Origin of the sequence: Oceanidesulfovibrio marinus, from assembly GCF_013085545.1 — a bacterium.
Classification (GTDB): domain Bacteria; phylum Desulfobacterota; class Desulfovibrionia; order Desulfovibrionales; family Desulfovibrionaceae; genus Oceanidesulfovibrio; species Oceanidesulfovibrio marinus.
The window spans coordinates 3,543,493-3,559,781 of sequence record NZ_CP039543.1; the positions used below are offsets into that span (position 1 = coordinate 3,543,493).

Sequence of the window (16,289 nt, forward strand, 5' to 3'; positions counted from 1 at the left end):
CGTGGCCGGCTGATGGAGGGGTTTCAATCCGCGCTCCCGCGGGGGGAGCGACATGACTTTCATGGTAGATCATCCCCCCACGATCCGTTTCAATCCGCGCTCCCGCGGGGGGAGCGACATCTGCTGCGGTGTCAAGGCCATATCATCCTCGCTTGTTTCAATCCGCGCTCCCGCGGGGGGAGCGACGCGCTGGGATCGTTGTAGCGGGCAGTGAGACCCAGTTTCAATCCGCGCTCCCGCGGGGGGAGCGACCACCGGGACCGCTGGAAATGTTGGCGAACACCATGTTTCAATCCGCGCTCCCGCGGGGGGAGCGACGACGCATCACCATACAGCTTGACGATGCAGTTTTTGTTTCAATCCGCGCTCCCGCGGGGGGAGCGACCCACTCGATTTGCTGCCCTTCTTCGGTAGGCGTGTTTCAATCCGCGCTCCCGCGGGGGGAGCGACGAGCTTGCGCGTGAACGCCAAGCCAAGAAGTTTGTTTCAATCCGCGCTCCCGCGGGGGGAGCGACTTTTCTTCTCCAAAGCCTCCTTGCACTCGATGATGTTTCAATCCGCGCTCCCGCGGGGGGAGCGACCCACTCGATTTGCTGCCCTTCTTCGGTAGGCGTGTTTCAATCCGCGCTCCCGCGGGGGGAGCGACGACATCGCCCCTCCTCGGTTGTTGATCCGTCAAGGTTTCAATCCGCGCTCCCGCGGGGGGAGCGACATCTCGCGCCGGTCTTTCCACTGCATGCCCTCGCTGTTTCAATCCGCGCTCCCGCGGGGGGAGCGACCGGGCCAGGGCCATGATGATGGCGTGCTTGCGGTGGTTTCAATCCGCGCTCCCGCGGGGGGAGCGACGCCGGCCGAATCGCACCACGGCGCGCCGGCCGTGTTTCAATCCGCGCTCCCGCGGGGGGAGCGACCGTCCTCGCCCATGCCCGCGATGGCGTGGCACGTTTCAATCCGCGCTCCCGCGGGGGGAGCGACTTCGCAAGCAATGAGGTTCATGCCCTGCTGCCCGTGTTTCAATCCGCGCTCCCGCGGGGGGAGCGACAACAACTCCATCGATGTCATGCGGCGCCGGGTCGTTTCAATCCGCGCTCCCGCGGGGGGAGCGACTGGTGTGAGCACGGATAGCGTGGCGCGGGTTCTGTTTCAATCCGCGCTCCCGCGGGGGGAGCGACACCGTCTCCATACTCTGACAATCAACACGAGGGTGTTTCAATCCGCGCTCCCGCGGGGGGAGCGACGGCTCCGGCCGGCTCAGCGCGCGCATTGTCGGCGTTTCAATCCGCGCTCCCGCGGGGGGAGCGACAGGAGGTCCTGATCCAGGCCCGGCTGGACCGGGAGTTTCAATCCGCGCTCCCGCGGGGGGAGCGACCCGGCGAGGATCTGGCCACGGTGCATTGCGGCAGGTTTCAATCCGCGCTCCCGCGGGGGGAGCGACGGGCGGCTGCAGCCGGACCGAGCGCTGCGGCGCGGTTTCAATCCGCGCTCCCGCGGGGGGAGCGACCACCTCCAGCGCGAGCGCCAGCGTGAGCGGCGTGGTTTCAATCCGCGCTCCCGCGGGGGGAGCGACCGGAGCTCGAATTGATGGACCCGGGCGCGGGCCAGTTTCAATCCGCGCTCCCGCGGGGGGAGCGACGCTGGCTGCGCCATTTTGCGACCGTGGCTTTCTTTGTTTCAATCCGCGCTCCCGCGGGGGGAGCGACGCCCCCTTAGGCGTCCCCGGGCTGCACCCGCCGTGTTTCAATCCGCGCTCCCGCGGGGGGAGCGACCTTTCCTGTCGTTGCCATATGGGATGACGCGGAAGTTTCAATCCGCGCTCCCGCGGGGGGAGCGACCGCGAACGCCCAGCGTGGATGTGATGCCGGTCAGGTTTCAATCCGCGCTCCCGCGGGGGGAGCGACCGTTGACCTGTTTTCATACTACCTCAACGAGAAGGTTTCAATCCGCGCTCCCGCGGGGGGAGCGACGCTGTTCATCCCACGGGTCTACATCTAGCAGGTCGTTTCAATCCGCGCTCCCGCGGGGGGAGCGACGCGCTCCGCTGGGTTGGCTCTGGGGACCTTGTAGTTTCAATCCGCGCTCCCGCGGGGGGAGCGACGGCGGCTCGATTTCCGGCACCAGCATTTCGCAGGTTTCAATCCGCGCTCCCGCGGGGGGAGCGACCCTTGGCCCTTCTCTGTTTTAATCTCGGACAGTTCGTTTCAATCCGCGCTCCCGCGGGGGGAGCGACCGATTAGACGCTGCGACGATAACGTGCCCCGACGAAACCGTTTCAATCCGCGCTCCCGCGGGGGGAGCGACGCTTCCTTTCTTATCCCGTGCCAGTCCTCATATGGCAACGGCAATTCCGCGAACTTCTTCTTTTTCTGCTTTCGCTATGTGGTTGTCACAGAACGTAATTTCACAACAGTCTGTTTTCAATGCGTATTTCCAAGGCGCGACTGACCCGGCAATTCTGCGGACACCTCCTGTTCGCGCAAACACCCAGGGCCGCGGCAGCAACGCCCCTGCGCTCAAACGATCAGCGGCTCGTCCAGCTGCGGCGGCTCCCGCACGCCCACATGCTCCACGCGGCGTTTCCACTCCCGCCCCAGGTTGTAGAATCTGAGGCTGTCCTTGTCCGGGTTGATGACATCCAGCAGCGAGGCGCGCAGCGTTGTCCATTGCGCCGGGTCCACGTCGCACTCGAACACGGAGTACTGCACGCGCTGGCCGTAGTCGCCGCAGAGCTTCGCCACCTGCCGCAACCGCTTGGGCCCGCCCTCGTCGGAGGTCGCGACGTCGTATGATACGAGCATGAGCACGGGTCACCTCCAAATGAAGGGCGGATAGCCGTCCAGCTCCCCCCGCAGGTGCCGGGCCAGGAGCATGGCCTGCGTATACGGGACTAGGCCGATGGGGATGCGCTCTTCCAGAAATGGGTGCTGTACCTCCTCCTGCTTGCGTTTTTGCCAGGCGGTGAGCACGTCCTTGCGCGCGTCGTCCGCCAGGGTAACGCCGCCGGCGCCGTCGGTCTTGAAGTCGGTCGGCTTGACGTTGCGGCGGTTGATGAGAGTAAGGGCCATGCGATCCGCCAGCCAGGGCCGCAGTTCCTCCATCATGTCCAGGGCAAGGCTGGGCCGGCCGGGCCGGTCGCGGTGGAGGTAACCGACCTGGGGGTCGAGGCCCACGGTTTCCAGGGCGGAGCGCACGTCGTGCAGCAGCAGGGTGTAGAGGAACGAGAGCAGGCAGTTCACGGCGTCGCGCGGTGGACGGCGGTTGCGGCCGTTGAAGGGGAACTCCTCGCGGCGCAGCACGAGCTGATCAAAGACACCGAAGTAGATGCGGGCTGCGTCGCCTTCCACACCGCGCAGAGTCTCGTCGTCCGCCGCTGCGTCGGCGTGGTCCAGAGCGCTGTTGATGCCGAGGATTGCGCCATGCAGCGCCTCGGCGTCCAGCTCGTGCTCGTGGTCGCGCAGGGCGCGGCGGAGCACCGCGCGGGTGTTGACGAGCTTGCCGTGGACCATGAACCGGGCCAGCGCGGTCCGGGCTTCGGAACTGTCCGCCCGGCGGAACTGCTCGCGCCGGAGCAGGACGTTGCCGGACGTGGGGCCGCGCACCGAGGCGAGGTAGCGTCCGTTCTCCGAAAGGAAGCTCACGGTTATGTCGCTTTCGGCGCAGGCATGGAGTAGGGCCGGGCTGGCGTTGACCACGCCGAAGCAGACCACGCCCTCCAGCCCGATAAGCGGCAGCCTGAGCAGGGTCTTTTTCTCCGCGCGGACGCAGAGAGCCTCGCCGTCCTTGGCCAGGTAGGAATCCTGCCGGGTGACGTACAAGGTGTTGAGGAGCTTTCTCACGGGGCGTCCTCCTGTTCGTGGTCGCGGTCTCGGCGCATCTGGCCCAGGTAGCGGACGGCGCTTTTGGTGCCCTGGGAGCCGTCGCCGCGGAAGATGTCCGGCAGGCAGAGACCGCGCATGGAGCATGCCTTGCAATGCGGCCCCTTGCGCGGCGGGGGTGTGACGGCGTCGTCCATCATGGCGTGAAGCTGTGCGGCGAGCTCCTCCACGCGGCGGCGCAGGGCGTCGTCTATGGGCACGGTCTCGCGTTGCCGGGTGGCGCCGTACCAGAGGGCTGCTTCCGGGATGGCGGCCCCGGTCATTTCCTCCAGGCAGATGGCCTGGGCCGCGAGCTGCACGCGGTCAGCGTCGTGCGCCTTGGCCTTGCCGCGCTTGTACTCCACGGGGCAGGGACCGGAGGCCGGGAACTCCACGGCGTCCGCCTTGCCGAACAGGCCGAGCCGGCGGGAGGCGATGGGCACGGCGAACTCGGTGCGCACACCGCGGCGTGTTTCCTTGCCGTGGCGGTCCGCCCTGTGGTGGAGGATGCGGCCGTAGGCGGTCAGGGCGTTCTCGTTCCAGGCCTGCTCCAGGTGGATAAGACCGCACTGCCGCTCGCAGAAGGCCAGATGCTGCAACGCGGAAAGCGACAGGAGGTCAGCATCGTCGTACATGGCGCGCTCCTATAGCGGGAAGGCGCCGCAACACACGGGCCGGCGCCTTCTACGCATGCGGTCTAAATCATGGAATGCAGCGTCACCCCCTGGGGCATATTGGCCTCGTCCACGGTCACGGCGTAGTCCTCGAAGCTGCGCGGCGGCGCGCCGTCGCCGTTGGCGCGGGCTATGTCCACGAGGCTGAAGAGGGTATGCGCCGGGGCGTTGCCCATCTTGTTCTCGTGCTCGAAGACGTACAGGCCGCGGGAGGCCATCTCGCCGCGGGCCGCGGAGTGGTCGTGCTCGAACATGTTCTGCAGCGCCTCCCAGAGCAGGGCGAGGTCGTCGGAACCGAAACCGGTGCGCTCGGCCAGGGGCGCGGAGACAAAGCCGTGGCAGCGGTACAGGCCGTAGGGGACGATAGCTTTGCGGCCCATGGTGCGCTCCTTATCGATATCTTCTTCTTTGGTAACGGCCATGCGAGTGATGGAGATATCTAAAGGAGCGATAGGGTCAATAGAGTGGGCGAATGCTAGTTGTACTGGGCCGCGGACCTGACCGCAGTTTACATCTGTAGTCATAACTGCACCGAATGTGCGGACGTCGAAGAAATTCTTGCACATCCACGAGGTCAATTCGCGAGCCTTTTGTGCATCTTTAGGCAGCTTCCTGGGTTCGGGTTTTAAATCGAGGGCTAGATAGGCGCGTTTGTTCTGATGATTCAGAACGGCCTTTTCCTTCACATAGATTTCGAATGGCGGTGTGCAATCGTGCTTGAGCCCAACATAGTTGCGGATCTTGCGCTTGAGGCAGACGTCGGTGACCAGGCCGCGGCTGGTTTCCGGGTCGATGCGGGGCAGGTTGCCGGCGTCGGGATCGCCGTTGGGGTTGCCGTTGGCCACGTCGAAGAGGAAGACGAAATCGTAACGCTTGTCGATGGCGGACATAGTGTATCTCCTGTATATAAAGATGATTAGGTTGATTATTCGGCTTCGGTCGCTTCCTGCGGGGTTTCCTTCTTGCGCCACAGGGCGTTGCGCTGGTGGTAGTAGCCGAGCGCGAACATGACCTGATCGTCGGAGGAGAGGTGCGCCGGGAAAGGCGGCGTGCCATCGGCAACCTCGAACCCTTCCATGATCTCGGCGATGTGGCGGTCCATGACGTAGCCGTACTCGGCCTTGGCAATGTGCTTCTGACCGAGGTCCAGCAGGCGCGGGAAGACCGTGGCCGGCGTGGCCATGGCGCTGCCAAAGAAGCGGTCCTTGATGGTGGCGTTTACGTTGCCCAAGGCTTCCATCTGGGTTTTTTCCAGCACGGCGAAGAGCCGGCCCAGGCGGTAGCCCACGTTCTTGCTCTCTGTATTGAGGGACATTTTGACCTCCGATTCTTGAATGTTCGAGCTGAGCGCGCGGCCTTTGCGCAGGGCGCGACGGTGGTGCGCGGCAAGCAGGGCCATACGGCCGTGGGTCACGCGGCCGTCGCTGCGGAAGCGGCCGAGGATGCGGTTGACGATGCTTTCCGGATACGTCTCGCCGGTAAAGACGCTGCGCGCCAAAGCGCCGGCGTAAACCGGGGGGACGTCGTCCATCTTGCTGGTGTAGCGGCCCTCGGCATTGGGGCGGGCCGGAGCGAGCTCCAGCACGAGTCGCCAGATGCCGGGAAACTCGGACTCGAAGTCGAACTGCGTTTCCATGGCCAGGTCGTCGAAATGCTGGGCCAGGCGCTCTGCGATGTCGGCCACGGTGGATACGAGCCAGAAGCGCACGGCCAGACGGCTGGCGTTGGGCGCAAGCCCCAGCACGTAGAAGGGGGTGTCCGGCTCATCACCGAGCAGGGTGGCGACAGGAGGCTCCTTGCCGTCGCGTACGGCCTGGAGCATGGCGCGGAGCTGGCCGATGACGGCGCCGTCGTGCGCCTCCTGGCCCTCGTCGTTCCCGGCTGCGCTCGGATCGATGAACATCTGGAGCACGCTTTCCATACGGGTCGGCGTCTCGGACCAGAAGACCATGGTGGCGTCGCCGAGCAGCATGCGCTGGTGATCCGCCGTCTTGGCGTTCAGCAGGTGGTTGAGGGCCGTGGTGTAGGCAAAGGCCGCGCGCTCGGAGACCGGGGCGTTGTCGTTGAACTCCTTGCCGTAAGACATGAAAGCAGAGGCGTTGAAGGAGACGATGTACGCGCCGGACGTCTGTGCACCGCGGACGCCTTTGAGGACAGGGTGGATGCGGGCCTGCGGTTCATCCACTTGGCCAGATATGAGACAGACCCCTGTGGGTCTCTCCATGGTGCTGTCGATGTGGCCGAGCCATGCTTTGCGGACGGCAGGATGGTCGTGAATGAAGCGGTCCGGTTCGCCATAGAGCCGAAAGACGCAGTTTTTGCCGATGAACTTTTCATCAAACTTCTCGATGTCGTTGACCTGGCCGGATTCTCTGGCATCAAGGAACGTGAGTACGGCCTTGGCGCCTTCGTCTTCCACACCATCAAGCACCTCGTGAGCGAGAGAGCGAAACGCCTCGAACTGCTTGACGATGCGATCCGGTTTGCCCTTGTCCTGCGCGCCGAGCACATAGCCCGTGTTGTCCCAGAGGAAAAACGCCGCAACACCGGATGTCCTGCCCTCCACGAATGGCACCTTCACCATCTTCGGCACGATCCTGGTCTTGGGTTTGCCCTTCTTGTTCTTGGGCGGGATCGTCTCCTCCTGCTGGATGTCGTTCATCGCCACGAGGTTTCCCTCCTTGTCCAGGACGATCGCGGCGTGGATCTTCTGCACGCTGAAGCCAGGCTCGGGCACGTCCTGGTCCGGGTCCTTCACCAGACGGTCGTAGTAGTTGGCGAGGGCCTGGAGGATCATGCGGTGGCCTCCGTCATGGACGGCGGGCGGACCACGCCGTCTTTCATCTGGGCGCGGAAGAAGCGCGCCTCCATGTTGTTGTCGTAGTCCAGGTCCAGAAGCATCCAGCCCAGGTCCTTGTCCTGCGGGACTCCAGGCAGGGGGCGCGCGCTCTCGGGGCCGCCGCTGGGGAAGACCGGGTCCGGGCAGTCGGCCGGGCCGAAGTGGGCGGCGAACTCCCGGCAGCCCAGGCACGGCCGGTGGAAGCACTGGCCCCTGGCCAGACGGCGGTTGAAGATATCGAGGTGCTTGCCCTCGTTGGTGTCGTCCTTGCCGGTGAACTCGAAGTGGGTCTCGATGATGTAGCGGACATCGCGCAGGACCAGGGAGGCGCGCTGCTGGCGGTCGCTCTCGATGAACTTCTCCACCGGGGAGACGCCGTCACTCATGGCTTTGGTGACGTTCTGGTAGGGGAGCTTGCCGGCGAGCTCGTTGCGCCGGATGTTTTCGAAACGGATGGGGTTGAGGATGGTGATAGCGTCCACGACCCAGCGGATGGCGGGTTTCCAGTAGATCGCCTCGATAATGCCGCGGGCGGCCGATGGCGTCATGACGTCGTAGCTGACGCGCTCGACCTTCATTTCCGGCCGGGTGAAACAGGCGTACTCACCCCAGACCTTGAGGGACACGCCGAATGGCATAGGCGACTCCTTTTTCGTTGGAGTTTTATGAAAACGAAGGGAATCGAGCTCAAACGATTGAGCTCTCGGATTGCTCGACGACTCCTAACTCGTCGGAATAATTTCTATCTCCCAGCACAAACCATTCATCCTCCACCACCTCGATGGCGCCTTGCTCGAAGAGCTCTTTGAGCTGGTGCTCGTAGACCTGCACGGTGTAGCGCTGGAGTGCGCGCAGGGCGCGGACCGGGGACTCTGACCAGCGAAGCTCGTTGATGAGGGCGTCCACGGTGTCCGACTCCGGCCCCCAGCGGACGATGAGCGAGCGCATGTCGTTCTTGATGATCTGGAACTTGCCGGCCGCGTCGCGGAATGAATACTCTGAAGCCCTCCAGCCTTCGCTGAGATCAAGCAAGATGTGCTGATCGTCGAGCTTGTCGCCCTGCATCCAGAAGAGGTGGCGGAAGTAGTGCTCCACGGCGTCCGGCGCGAGAACGTCATTGTACTTTCGGAGGACTTCCCCGGCCGCGTTCCAGGTCTGCGTGAAATGCCCTCGCGGCAGGGCGTGGTCCGCCGGTGTGAAGATGTAGACCCGCCCGGCGGGCGCTCCGGCCGCAGCCGTCAGCCTGCCTTCCCGGTCGCAGCGGCCTGCGGCCTGGGCAATGGAGTCGATGCCGGCGGCGGCGCGGTACACGGCAGGAAAGTCAATATCTACGCCGGCTTCTACTAAGGCCGTGCTCGCCACGCGGCAGGGGCGCCCTTCGCGCAAGTGCTCCTTGATCGCTGCGATGACCTGCGTGCGGTGGGCCGGGCACATGGATGCGCTCAGGTGCACCACGTTTTCCGTGCCTGAATCCCGCAAACGCTCGAACAGCTCGCGGGCGTGGCGGCGGGTGTTGACGATGCACAGGGCCTGCTCTTCCCCGGCAAGGCGCTCGTTGAGCTCGTCGTCCGTGAGCGCGCCGAGGTTTTCTACGGTGACGCGTTTGAGCGAGGCGTGCAGCGCCGCCGTGTCCGGAACAATCTCGCGGACTTTCTCCAGCCCCTTCGTGAAGTCTTCGCGCTTCTGCACCGCCGGCTGTGTGGCCGTGCAGAGCACAACCGTGGCGCCGTAGCGCGCGGTGAGCTCCTTGAGGGCGGCAAGGCAGGGTAACAAGAAGGGCGGCGGCAGCATCTGCGCCTCGTCCAGGATGATGACGCTTTTGGCCAGGTTATGCAGCTTGCGGCAGCGCGAAGGCTTGGCCGCGAACAGGGATTCGAAGAACTGCACGGCCGTGGTGGCGATGATGGGCGCGTCCCAGTTCTCCGTGGCGAGCCTGGCGCGGCGGGTCATGGCGTAGGACTCGTCATTTTCGTCGGCGTCCCTGGCCTGGGCCGAGCTGTGATGCTCCACCACAGCGTCGTCGCCCAGGAACTCGCGGAACACCTGGGCGTTCTGCTCGATGATCGACATGTAGGGGATGACGTAGACGATGCGGTCCAGGTCGTGGGCGCGGGCGTGTTCCAGAGCGAAGGCTAGGGAGGAGAGCGTCTTTCCGCCGCCGGTGGGCACGGTGAGGGAGAAGAATCCGGGCTCGTCGTCAGCGTGGGCGCGGCAGGCGGCAAGGATGCTCTGGCGGATGGCGTTGACCGGCGTGTCGGGAGTCTTTTCCACCAGGGCGTCGAGGGTGGGGAAGAAGCGCGCAATGAGGTCGGCGAGGGTGGGAAAGCCACAGCGATATGCCGCGGTATCTTTTGCGCAGAACTTTTCGGTATCCAGCCAGTCCGCATCCACCAGGCAGGAGTAGAGCATGCGCAGGAAAAAAGAGATGGCGAAGCCGAGTTCGGATACGTTCGTCTGGAATGGAACGCTGCGGGGCAATTCTGAAATGCCGAGGTGATCGAGGAACTGTCTGGCGGCGTCGAGGTCGACCGCTTTGGGGGGCTCCAGCTTGCGCATCAGGTCGTCGGCGTTGGGCAGCCCGCCGTGATGGCCGGCCAGGATGTAGGCCAGAAGCTTGCCCAGGCCGGGGTCCATGCCGCGTGCCAGCAGCGCGCCATGGATGGCGTGAGGGACCTCGCCGCGGCGCGCCTTTCCGGCGGCGCTTCTGACGAGGTAGTCCTGAAACGCAGGAGTCGCCTTGCCGACGTCGTGGAGCAGGCCGGCGATGCGGGCCCAATCCCCGGCGTTGAAAGACGCGGCGAAACCGGCGGCGCGGTTGGCGACCTCTTCGAGATGCGAGCTGAGCGGATGCCAGTCTTTCTGGGGAAGCTGCTCCGCTGTGTGCGCGTAGTAATGTGTCATGGAAACAGGAAGATGGATGTCGATATTGCTCCAGATTCTTGAGAAAGCGGACGAAAAAATATCTGGCAACTTGTTTTTTGAATAACCGGCCAGATACGGGAGGACAGACTCACTCGATATGGGGAAAATATCAAGAGGGGTATCTCACTACCGTGCACGGGATTCGTAGAAAAATGGGACTGGGGCGTGTCGAAATTGGGCACACACGGCGCCGGCAGAGCATCCTCTGGTGGAGTCCCCGTTTTTGGCATACCGAAGAGGTATGTTGAGACAGAGTGCTAACGATTACCCGATGATGGAGGCGCTCAGCTTCGGCGCTGGTCACGGGCCTGAGCTGGGAAGGAGGTCCGCACCGTTGGCAGACCTAGTGGAGGGAACAAAGTGACGACCTGTTTCACCGCGGACACGCACTTCGGCCATGAGCCGATCATCGGGGCATACCGGCAGGCCGTTCGGCTCTATCCAGGCTATGGACGAGGCCATGATCCGCGCCTGAAACGAGCGTGTGCAGACCGGGAACAGGATCTACTCCTGAGGGACTGCGCCTTTGCAAATTCGGCGGAGCATCGTCATCGGCTGGAAGGCCACATCGCGCTCAGCCACGGCGATCACGCTCAACAGCGTCCTTCGGAGGAGCTCGGGGCAGCGATACGGTACTCCTTGCCGCCTTCCTTGCCGGCTCCGAATTAGGGGAGTGGCCTCGGGAGATTGGACCATCATTGAATAATCGGAAGAAGCCTGACTGAACTGAGATGGATATAACCTGACACTGACCACCAAAAGGTTGTGGTCATGCCGTCCCTGGCTGGGTATCGATGGAGTTGCGAAGCTTCATCCAACCCGCAGCGAGGAGAACGCCATGACCACGAAACGCAAAGTAGCACGAAGGAAGATGAGTCTGCTAGAGCTGGCTACCGAGCTGGGAAACGTCAGCAAAGCCTGCAAAATCATGGGCTATTCCAGGCAGCAATTCTACGAAATCCGGCGCAATTACCAGACCTTCGGCGCTGAAGGCCTGCTGGATCGTCTGCCCGGGCCGCGAGGCCCGCATCCCAACCGCGTTGACGAGGCTGTCGAGCAGGCAATCCTCGACTACTGCTTGGCCCACCCCACGTACGGCCCGCTCCGCGTCGCCCAACAGCTTGTCCTGCAGGGCGTTCAGGTCAGCTCCGGCGGCGTCCGCGGCGTCTGGAGCCGGCACGGCTTGCTCACCCGACACGAGCGACTGCTACGGCTGGAGAAGAGCGTGCGGGCGCAGCGCCTCGAACTCTCGGACGAGCAGATTCGCGTTCTGGAGCGCTTCAGCCCCGAGTTCCGCGACCGACACATCGAGACGCGCCACACCGGCGACCTCGTGGCCGTGGACACCTTCTTCGTGGGCACGCTCAAAGGCGTTGGACGCGTGTATTTACAGTCTGTTATCGACTGCCACAGCCGCTACGCCTGGGGCCGACTCTACACCACCAAGCTGCCGGTCACCGCGGTTCACGTGCTGAATGAAGACGTGCTGCCGTTCTTCGAGGAGCACGCCGCGCGCATCTCCACGATTCTGTCGGACAATGGTCGCGAGTTTTGCGGTCGACCGGACAGGCATCCGTACGAATTGTTCCTGCAATTAGAAGGTATTGAACATCGCACGACACAGGTTCGGAGGCCGCAAAGCAACGGTTTCGTGGAGCGGCTGCATCGGACGCTGCTCGACGAACATTTCCGCATCAAGGGCCGCGAGAAGTGGTACGAATCGGTGGAGGAAATGCAAGAGGATTTGGATAGTTACCTGAACCACTATAACCGGGAACGCACCCACCAGGGTCGCGGCATGAACGGCCGAGTGCCCTACCAGGCGTTCCTGGACGGCATCGTAAACGACGAGGCAGAGGCAGAAACAATCGAAGAAGCAGCATAACCATCACCCCGCCAGGGGCGGAGTGTCAGGTGAATACTATCTCTGTACAGCCTGACAACCACACTACAGGGTATCTCAACTTTTGGTTGCGCTGGCTTGGAAGGTTTACAAAACGATAACCGCTCAGTTAAAAAACTAGTTTTTACAGCTTGCCCATTTAGTCCTCAACTGACTTGCCATACTAATTTTATGAAATCATATAGATGTGTAGATACTAGCACGCATACAGGCAGGGAAAAAATGCTTGTTGCCTCTGCGCCTCACGGTATCATACTTGTCGCGTTGGGTTTTTCTCTGGTGGTTAAGCTCCTGCTCATGGCGCTTTTTTCCTCCGCCTATCAAGACGATCTGTTTATCCCCTTTGTAAAGCACTTTCTCGACACGTTGGATAATCCCTGGCAGTATTTCTACGTCAATCCGTCTGGGGTAGAATTCCCATACCACCCTTTAATGCTTTATGTTTTAAGTCTTTGCTATGCGCCTTACAACGCCATGGCATCTTCGACTTCAGCCTTAGGCAACATTTTTTTCCAGCTCCCCACAATTGTGGCGGATACGGCCATATTTTATCTGCTTGCGCGAATTTTCCCCAGGCGAGTGCTGGAGATTATTGGACTGTATTTTCTGTCTCCAATACTCTTATATGCGGCGTACATGCACTCGCAGATAGACATTATTCCAACAGCACTCCTATTTTACTCAGTATATAAGCTTGTTCAAAATAAGTTTGATACGTCAGCGTTGTTGTATGGCGCGGCCATCTGCACCAAATTTCATGTTGTTGCAGCGCTTCCGTTAGCACTTATTTACTTGTTAAAAAACAACGGGTTGCAGAGCACAGTCCGCTATGTTGGAATAATCGCGCTGGTATATCTAATTGTATGTTTCCCGTATCTGACGAGCGACGGATTTATGAACCTTGTCCTGGCCAACAGGAAGCAATCGCTAATTTTTTCATCTGTATACGAAATAGGAAGCATGCGGATCTACCTGCCTGTCCTGGCCATGCTCCTCATTTACAGCCGGTTCGCCCTTTATAAAAAAATAAATCATGACCTGCTGTATAGTTACGTCGCCATCTTGCTTTCCGTGTTCGTGCTTATCATTGAACCCTCGCCCGGGTGGTATCTTTGGATCCTGCCATTTTGTTTCATCCTGTTCTTGCGGTTAAGCAAACAGGAGTCCCACATTTACATGGCCTGGCTGGCACTCAATGCCGCGTATATAGTGTTCTACCTTTTTTTCTATGTCGGCGAGTTCACGGATTTGACCTTTCTTGGGCACGCTGTGAATCTGAAAAGCAGCGATCCAAGGCTTGCCAATATTAGCTTCACCGCCTTGGAGGCCGTGCTGTTGGGCAACATCTTCATGTTGCACAGGTACGGCGTACGATCTAACGCCATATACAAACCGCATTACGCCACAATCATCGGTATCAGTGGAGATAGCGGCTCAGGCAAATCCACTCTGTTGCGAGACATCCGTGACGCCATTGGTGCAGGTATTTTCGACAGTGGGGAAGGACTGTTGGGATTGGAAGGCGATGGAGACCACAAGTGGGAGCGGGGTCACGATATGTGGTCCAGGTACACACATCTTAACCCGAAGGCTAATTACCTGCATCAGCAGGCGGACAATTTGATGGCGCTCAAGCGTGGTAGCCGCGTGTATCGTTCGGACTATGACCACTCTACCGGGACTTTTACCACGGCCTGCGCCGTGGATCCTCAACAGTATATTGTAATGTCCGGACTACATACTTTGTATTTGCCCAAAATGCGCAAGCTTCTTGATGTTAAAATATTTCTAGACACAGACGAGAAATTGAGACGCCATTGGAAAATATCGAGAGATACAAGCAAACGCGGTTACGATTCCGAAAGGATCGTCCGCCAACTAGAGTTGCGCGAGGAAGATTCCAAACGCTATATTCAACCTCAGAGGCGCTTTGCGGACATGGTGCTTCGGTATTTTACAGATGACGACTTTACTTTGGGAGATTCTGTGGCCGAACCGCGCATCAAACTGCAGGTGGATGTGGATGCAAGTCTGCCACTTGAGCAACTAGTGCTTGAATTAGAAGATGCTGGCACTGATATTACTTGGGAATACTCTGAGGATTTGCAAACCCAATGCCTTGTTGTATCTGACTTTATTGACAAAGATACCGTGGAACGGATCAGTCGTACACTCATCAGTAACATAGAGGAAGTGGCTAAGTCCGCTCCCAAGTGGGCCTCAGGGCACCGTCGTCTGGTGCAACTCCTTTTGTTGCTGGTACTCAGCGAAAAAATGAAAGCAAAAGGATACGAGTCATAGAACCCATTTTTATTAGTGGTCTTCTTCTCGACCTGGATGACACCCTATATGCTTATTCCCCCTGTCACGAGGCAGGCTTGGATGCAGCTCTTGCCGTATTGATCCGGAAAACTGGTCGGGCCCCCGACGTGGTCGCAGATGCAGTCGTGCATGCCCGCAAGCAGATACACCGCGAGCTTTTCGGCGTTGCGGCCTCGCATAACCGATTGCTTTACTTTCAACGCACGTTGGAGCTGCTGGCCGCCCCAAGACTTGATGCCGCTTTGCCTGCCTATGAGGCGTACTGGACAGCCTTTCTGGACCGGATGGAACTGCGTCCCGGCGCCATGGAGCTACTTACCAAGCTTCCCCAGCAGTGCATATGCATCGTCACGGATCTTACTGCGCACATACAACATCGCAAGTTGCACCGGTTGGGCCTTTTAAGCATGATTGGCCACCTGGTGACCAGCGAGGAAGTAGGGCGGGAAAAGCCGCATCCCGCCATATTCCAGAGTGCACTTCGGAAGCTGGGTCTACCACCGGATGGATGTTGGGTGTTGGGCGATAACCCGGCCAAGGATCTTGCCGGGGCCGAAGCCGCCGGGCTATCATCCATCTGGCTGAATATTGGCACTGCACAGCGGGATCTGCCGGTGCCATGTTTGGAGTTTTCAAGCCTGTTGGATGTGGCCCGTTGCATAACGCACCAGTCGTGATCGCTGAGACCGAATACATAGGAACGCAATGCATAATTTTTTGAGGATGTCCAAAGCCGCAGGTGGTCGCTTCGACCTGGTGCAGGCCGGTGGAGGGAACTCGTCTTTCAAGCCCACTCCGTCCACCATGCTTATCAAGGCTTCGGGCACGTCTTTGAGCGATATGACCACAGGCTCCGGTTATGTGGAGGTGTTTTTGCCTCCGCTTCTGGAGCTGCTTGAAGACCAGACCCTGGCCCAGCTGGAACGCCGCGAGCGGGATCAGAAGGTGGCGCAACGCTTAGGCGCGGCTATGACGACAGTGGACGCACCCGCCCGGCCTTCCATCGAAACCCTGATGCACGCCATGCTAGGAACGTATGTGCTACACACGCACCCCATCGCCGTGACTACGGTGGCGTGTCATCCAAGCTGGCGGAATATCCTGGCCAGTAGTTGGCCCGAGGCGATGTTGGTACCGTACTGCACACCGGGTTTGGATTTGGCGCTGGCCATGCGCCAGGCCCGGGAGGCGGCTGCTCCGAAAGCTCACAGCACCGAGGTTTTTTTTCTGCAGAACCATGGGCTCATTGTGGCTGGCGAAAAGGTTGAAGAACTCCAGAAAATAACAGACCGTATCTCCTTTCAGCTAGAGGCGGTGGCCGGTCTGGACTTGAGCCTGTACCGCTTGGCCGGCCGGGTGGCGGAAAGCATCACGAACCTGGGAGGGGAGCCGGTGATCTGTCAGGTGTGTCGCGATAAGGAGATACTGGACATCGTGGCGCGGCGGCCGGAGCTGTTGATAAAGCGGCCCATTTTTCCGGACCAGCTGGTATATAATGGCATTTGCGCGACGGAAGTGCCCGACCTGGATGATACGGCGCCTTTGCAGGACTACACCGAGCGCTTCGGCAAGACTCCTTGTGTTGTTCTCCATGTGGGTCATGTTTTTCTGATTGCCCCGAATATTCGCAAGTGCCAGGATATGGAGAGCGTGCTTAAGGCGCACCTTATGGCGCTGGAGTCTCTCGGCCCGGAAGCTCAATGCCTATGCGATGAGGAGCTGGCCTACCTGGGCGATTATGAGCTTGAGAAGTATCGCAAAAAGCTATAGGCCGACAT

At 60.7% G+C, this 16,289-nt stretch carries 11 protein-coding genes and 1 CRISPR repeat array (1 of these 12 running past the window's edge); of the genes, 4 read left to right on the top strand and 7 right to left on the bottom strand.

All coding sequences use genetic code 11. The features are described 5' to 3' along the window. A CRISPR array of direct repeats spans window positions 1-2,298; the repeat unit is 32 nt; unit sequence GTTTCAATCCGCGCTCCCGCGGGGGGAGCGAC (it extends 1,555 nt beyond the left edge of the window). 212 nt (window positions 2,299-2,510) lie between these two features. The 7 genes from cas2 to cas3 all read right to left on the bottom strand — a co-directional run bounded on the left by cas2 (window position 2,511) and on the right by cas3 (window position 10,265). Further along, complete coding sequence (gene cas2 / locus E8L03_RS15700; RefSeq protein ID WP_171267857.1) at window positions 2,511-2,801, bottom strand: CRISPR-associated endonuclease Cas2; 291 nt, start codon at window positions 2,799-2,801, stop codon at window positions 2,511-2,513. Between the two features lie 3 nt (window positions 2,802-2,804). Beyond that, window positions 2,805-3,833, bottom strand: a complete 1,029-nt coding sequence (gene cas1c / locus E8L03_RS15705) for a type I-C CRISPR-associated endonuclease Cas1c (protein ID WP_171267858.1) — start codon at window positions 3,831-3,833, stop codon at window positions 2,805-2,807. Continuing rightward, complete coding sequence (gene cas4, locus E8L03_RS15710) at window positions 3,830-4,486, bottom strand: CRISPR-associated protein Cas4 (protein WP_171267859.1); 657 nt, start codon at window positions 4,484-4,486, stop codon at window positions 3,830-3,832. Before cas4 ends, cas1c begins: the two co-directional genes overlap by 4 nt. Before the next feature lie 62 nt (window positions 4,487-4,548). Then, window positions 4,549-5,415 (bottom strand): type I-C CRISPR-associated protein Cas7/Csd2, encoded by an 867-nt coding sequence (gene cas7c / locus E8L03_RS15715; protein WP_171267860.1) that lies wholly within the window; start codon window positions 5,413-5,415, stop codon window positions 4,549-4,551. Between the two features lie 35 nt (window positions 5,416-5,450). Then, a complete protein-coding gene (gene cas8c / locus E8L03_RS15720; RefSeq protein ID WP_171267861.1) occupies window positions 5,451-7,322 on the bottom strand; it encodes a type I-C CRISPR-associated protein Cas8c/Csd1 in 1,872 nt (623 codons plus the stop codon). Next, window positions 7,319-8,002: a type I-C CRISPR-associated protein Cas5c gene (gene cas5c, locus E8L03_RS15725; RefSeq protein ID WP_171267862.1), complete on the bottom strand. Its 684-nt coding sequence runs from the start codon at window positions 8,000-8,002 to the stop codon at window positions 7,319-7,321. The genes cas8c and cas5c overlap by 4 nt, the downstream gene beginning before the upstream one ends. 49 nt (window positions 8,003-8,051) lie before the next feature. Beyond that, window positions 8,052-10,265, bottom strand: coding sequence for a CRISPR-associated helicase Cas3' (gene cas3 / locus E8L03_RS15730; protein WP_171267863.1), 2,214 nt, complete (start codon window positions 10,263-10,265; stop codon window positions 8,052-8,054). 859 nt (window positions 10,266-11,124) lie between these two features. Between cas3 and E8L03_RS15735 the strand changes: the two genes are divergently transcribed. The 4 genes from E8L03_RS15735 to E8L03_RS15750 all read left to right on the top strand — a co-directional run bounded on the left by E8L03_RS15735 (window position 11,125) and on the right by E8L03_RS15750 (window position 16,281). Continuing rightward, complete coding sequence (locus E8L03_RS15735; RefSeq protein ID WP_171266644.1) at window positions 11,125-12,171, top strand: IS481 family transposase; 1,047 nt, start codon at window positions 11,125-11,127, stop codon at window positions 12,169-12,171. A gap of 240 nt (window positions 12,172-12,411) precedes the next feature. After that, window positions 12,412-14,490: a hypothetical protein gene (locus E8L03_RS15740; protein ID WP_171267864.1), complete on the top strand. Its 2,079-nt coding sequence runs from the start codon at window positions 12,412-12,414 to the stop codon at window positions 14,488-14,490. Beyond that, the gene (locus E8L03_RS15745; protein ID WP_171267865.1) at window positions 14,403-15,188 is read left to right on the top strand and encodes an HAD family hydrolase; all 786 of its coding nucleotides are present in this window, start codon (window positions 14,403-14,405) and stop codon (window positions 15,186-15,188) included. The genes E8L03_RS15740 and E8L03_RS15745 overlap by 88 nt, the downstream gene beginning before the upstream one ends. 46 nt (window positions 15,189-15,234) lie before the next feature. After that, window positions 15,235-16,281, top strand: coding sequence for a class II aldolase/adducin family protein (locus E8L03_RS15750; RefSeq protein WP_171267866.1), 1,047 nt, complete (start codon window positions 15,235-15,237; stop codon window positions 16,279-16,281). Window positions 16,282-16,289: the final 8 nt, after the last annotated feature.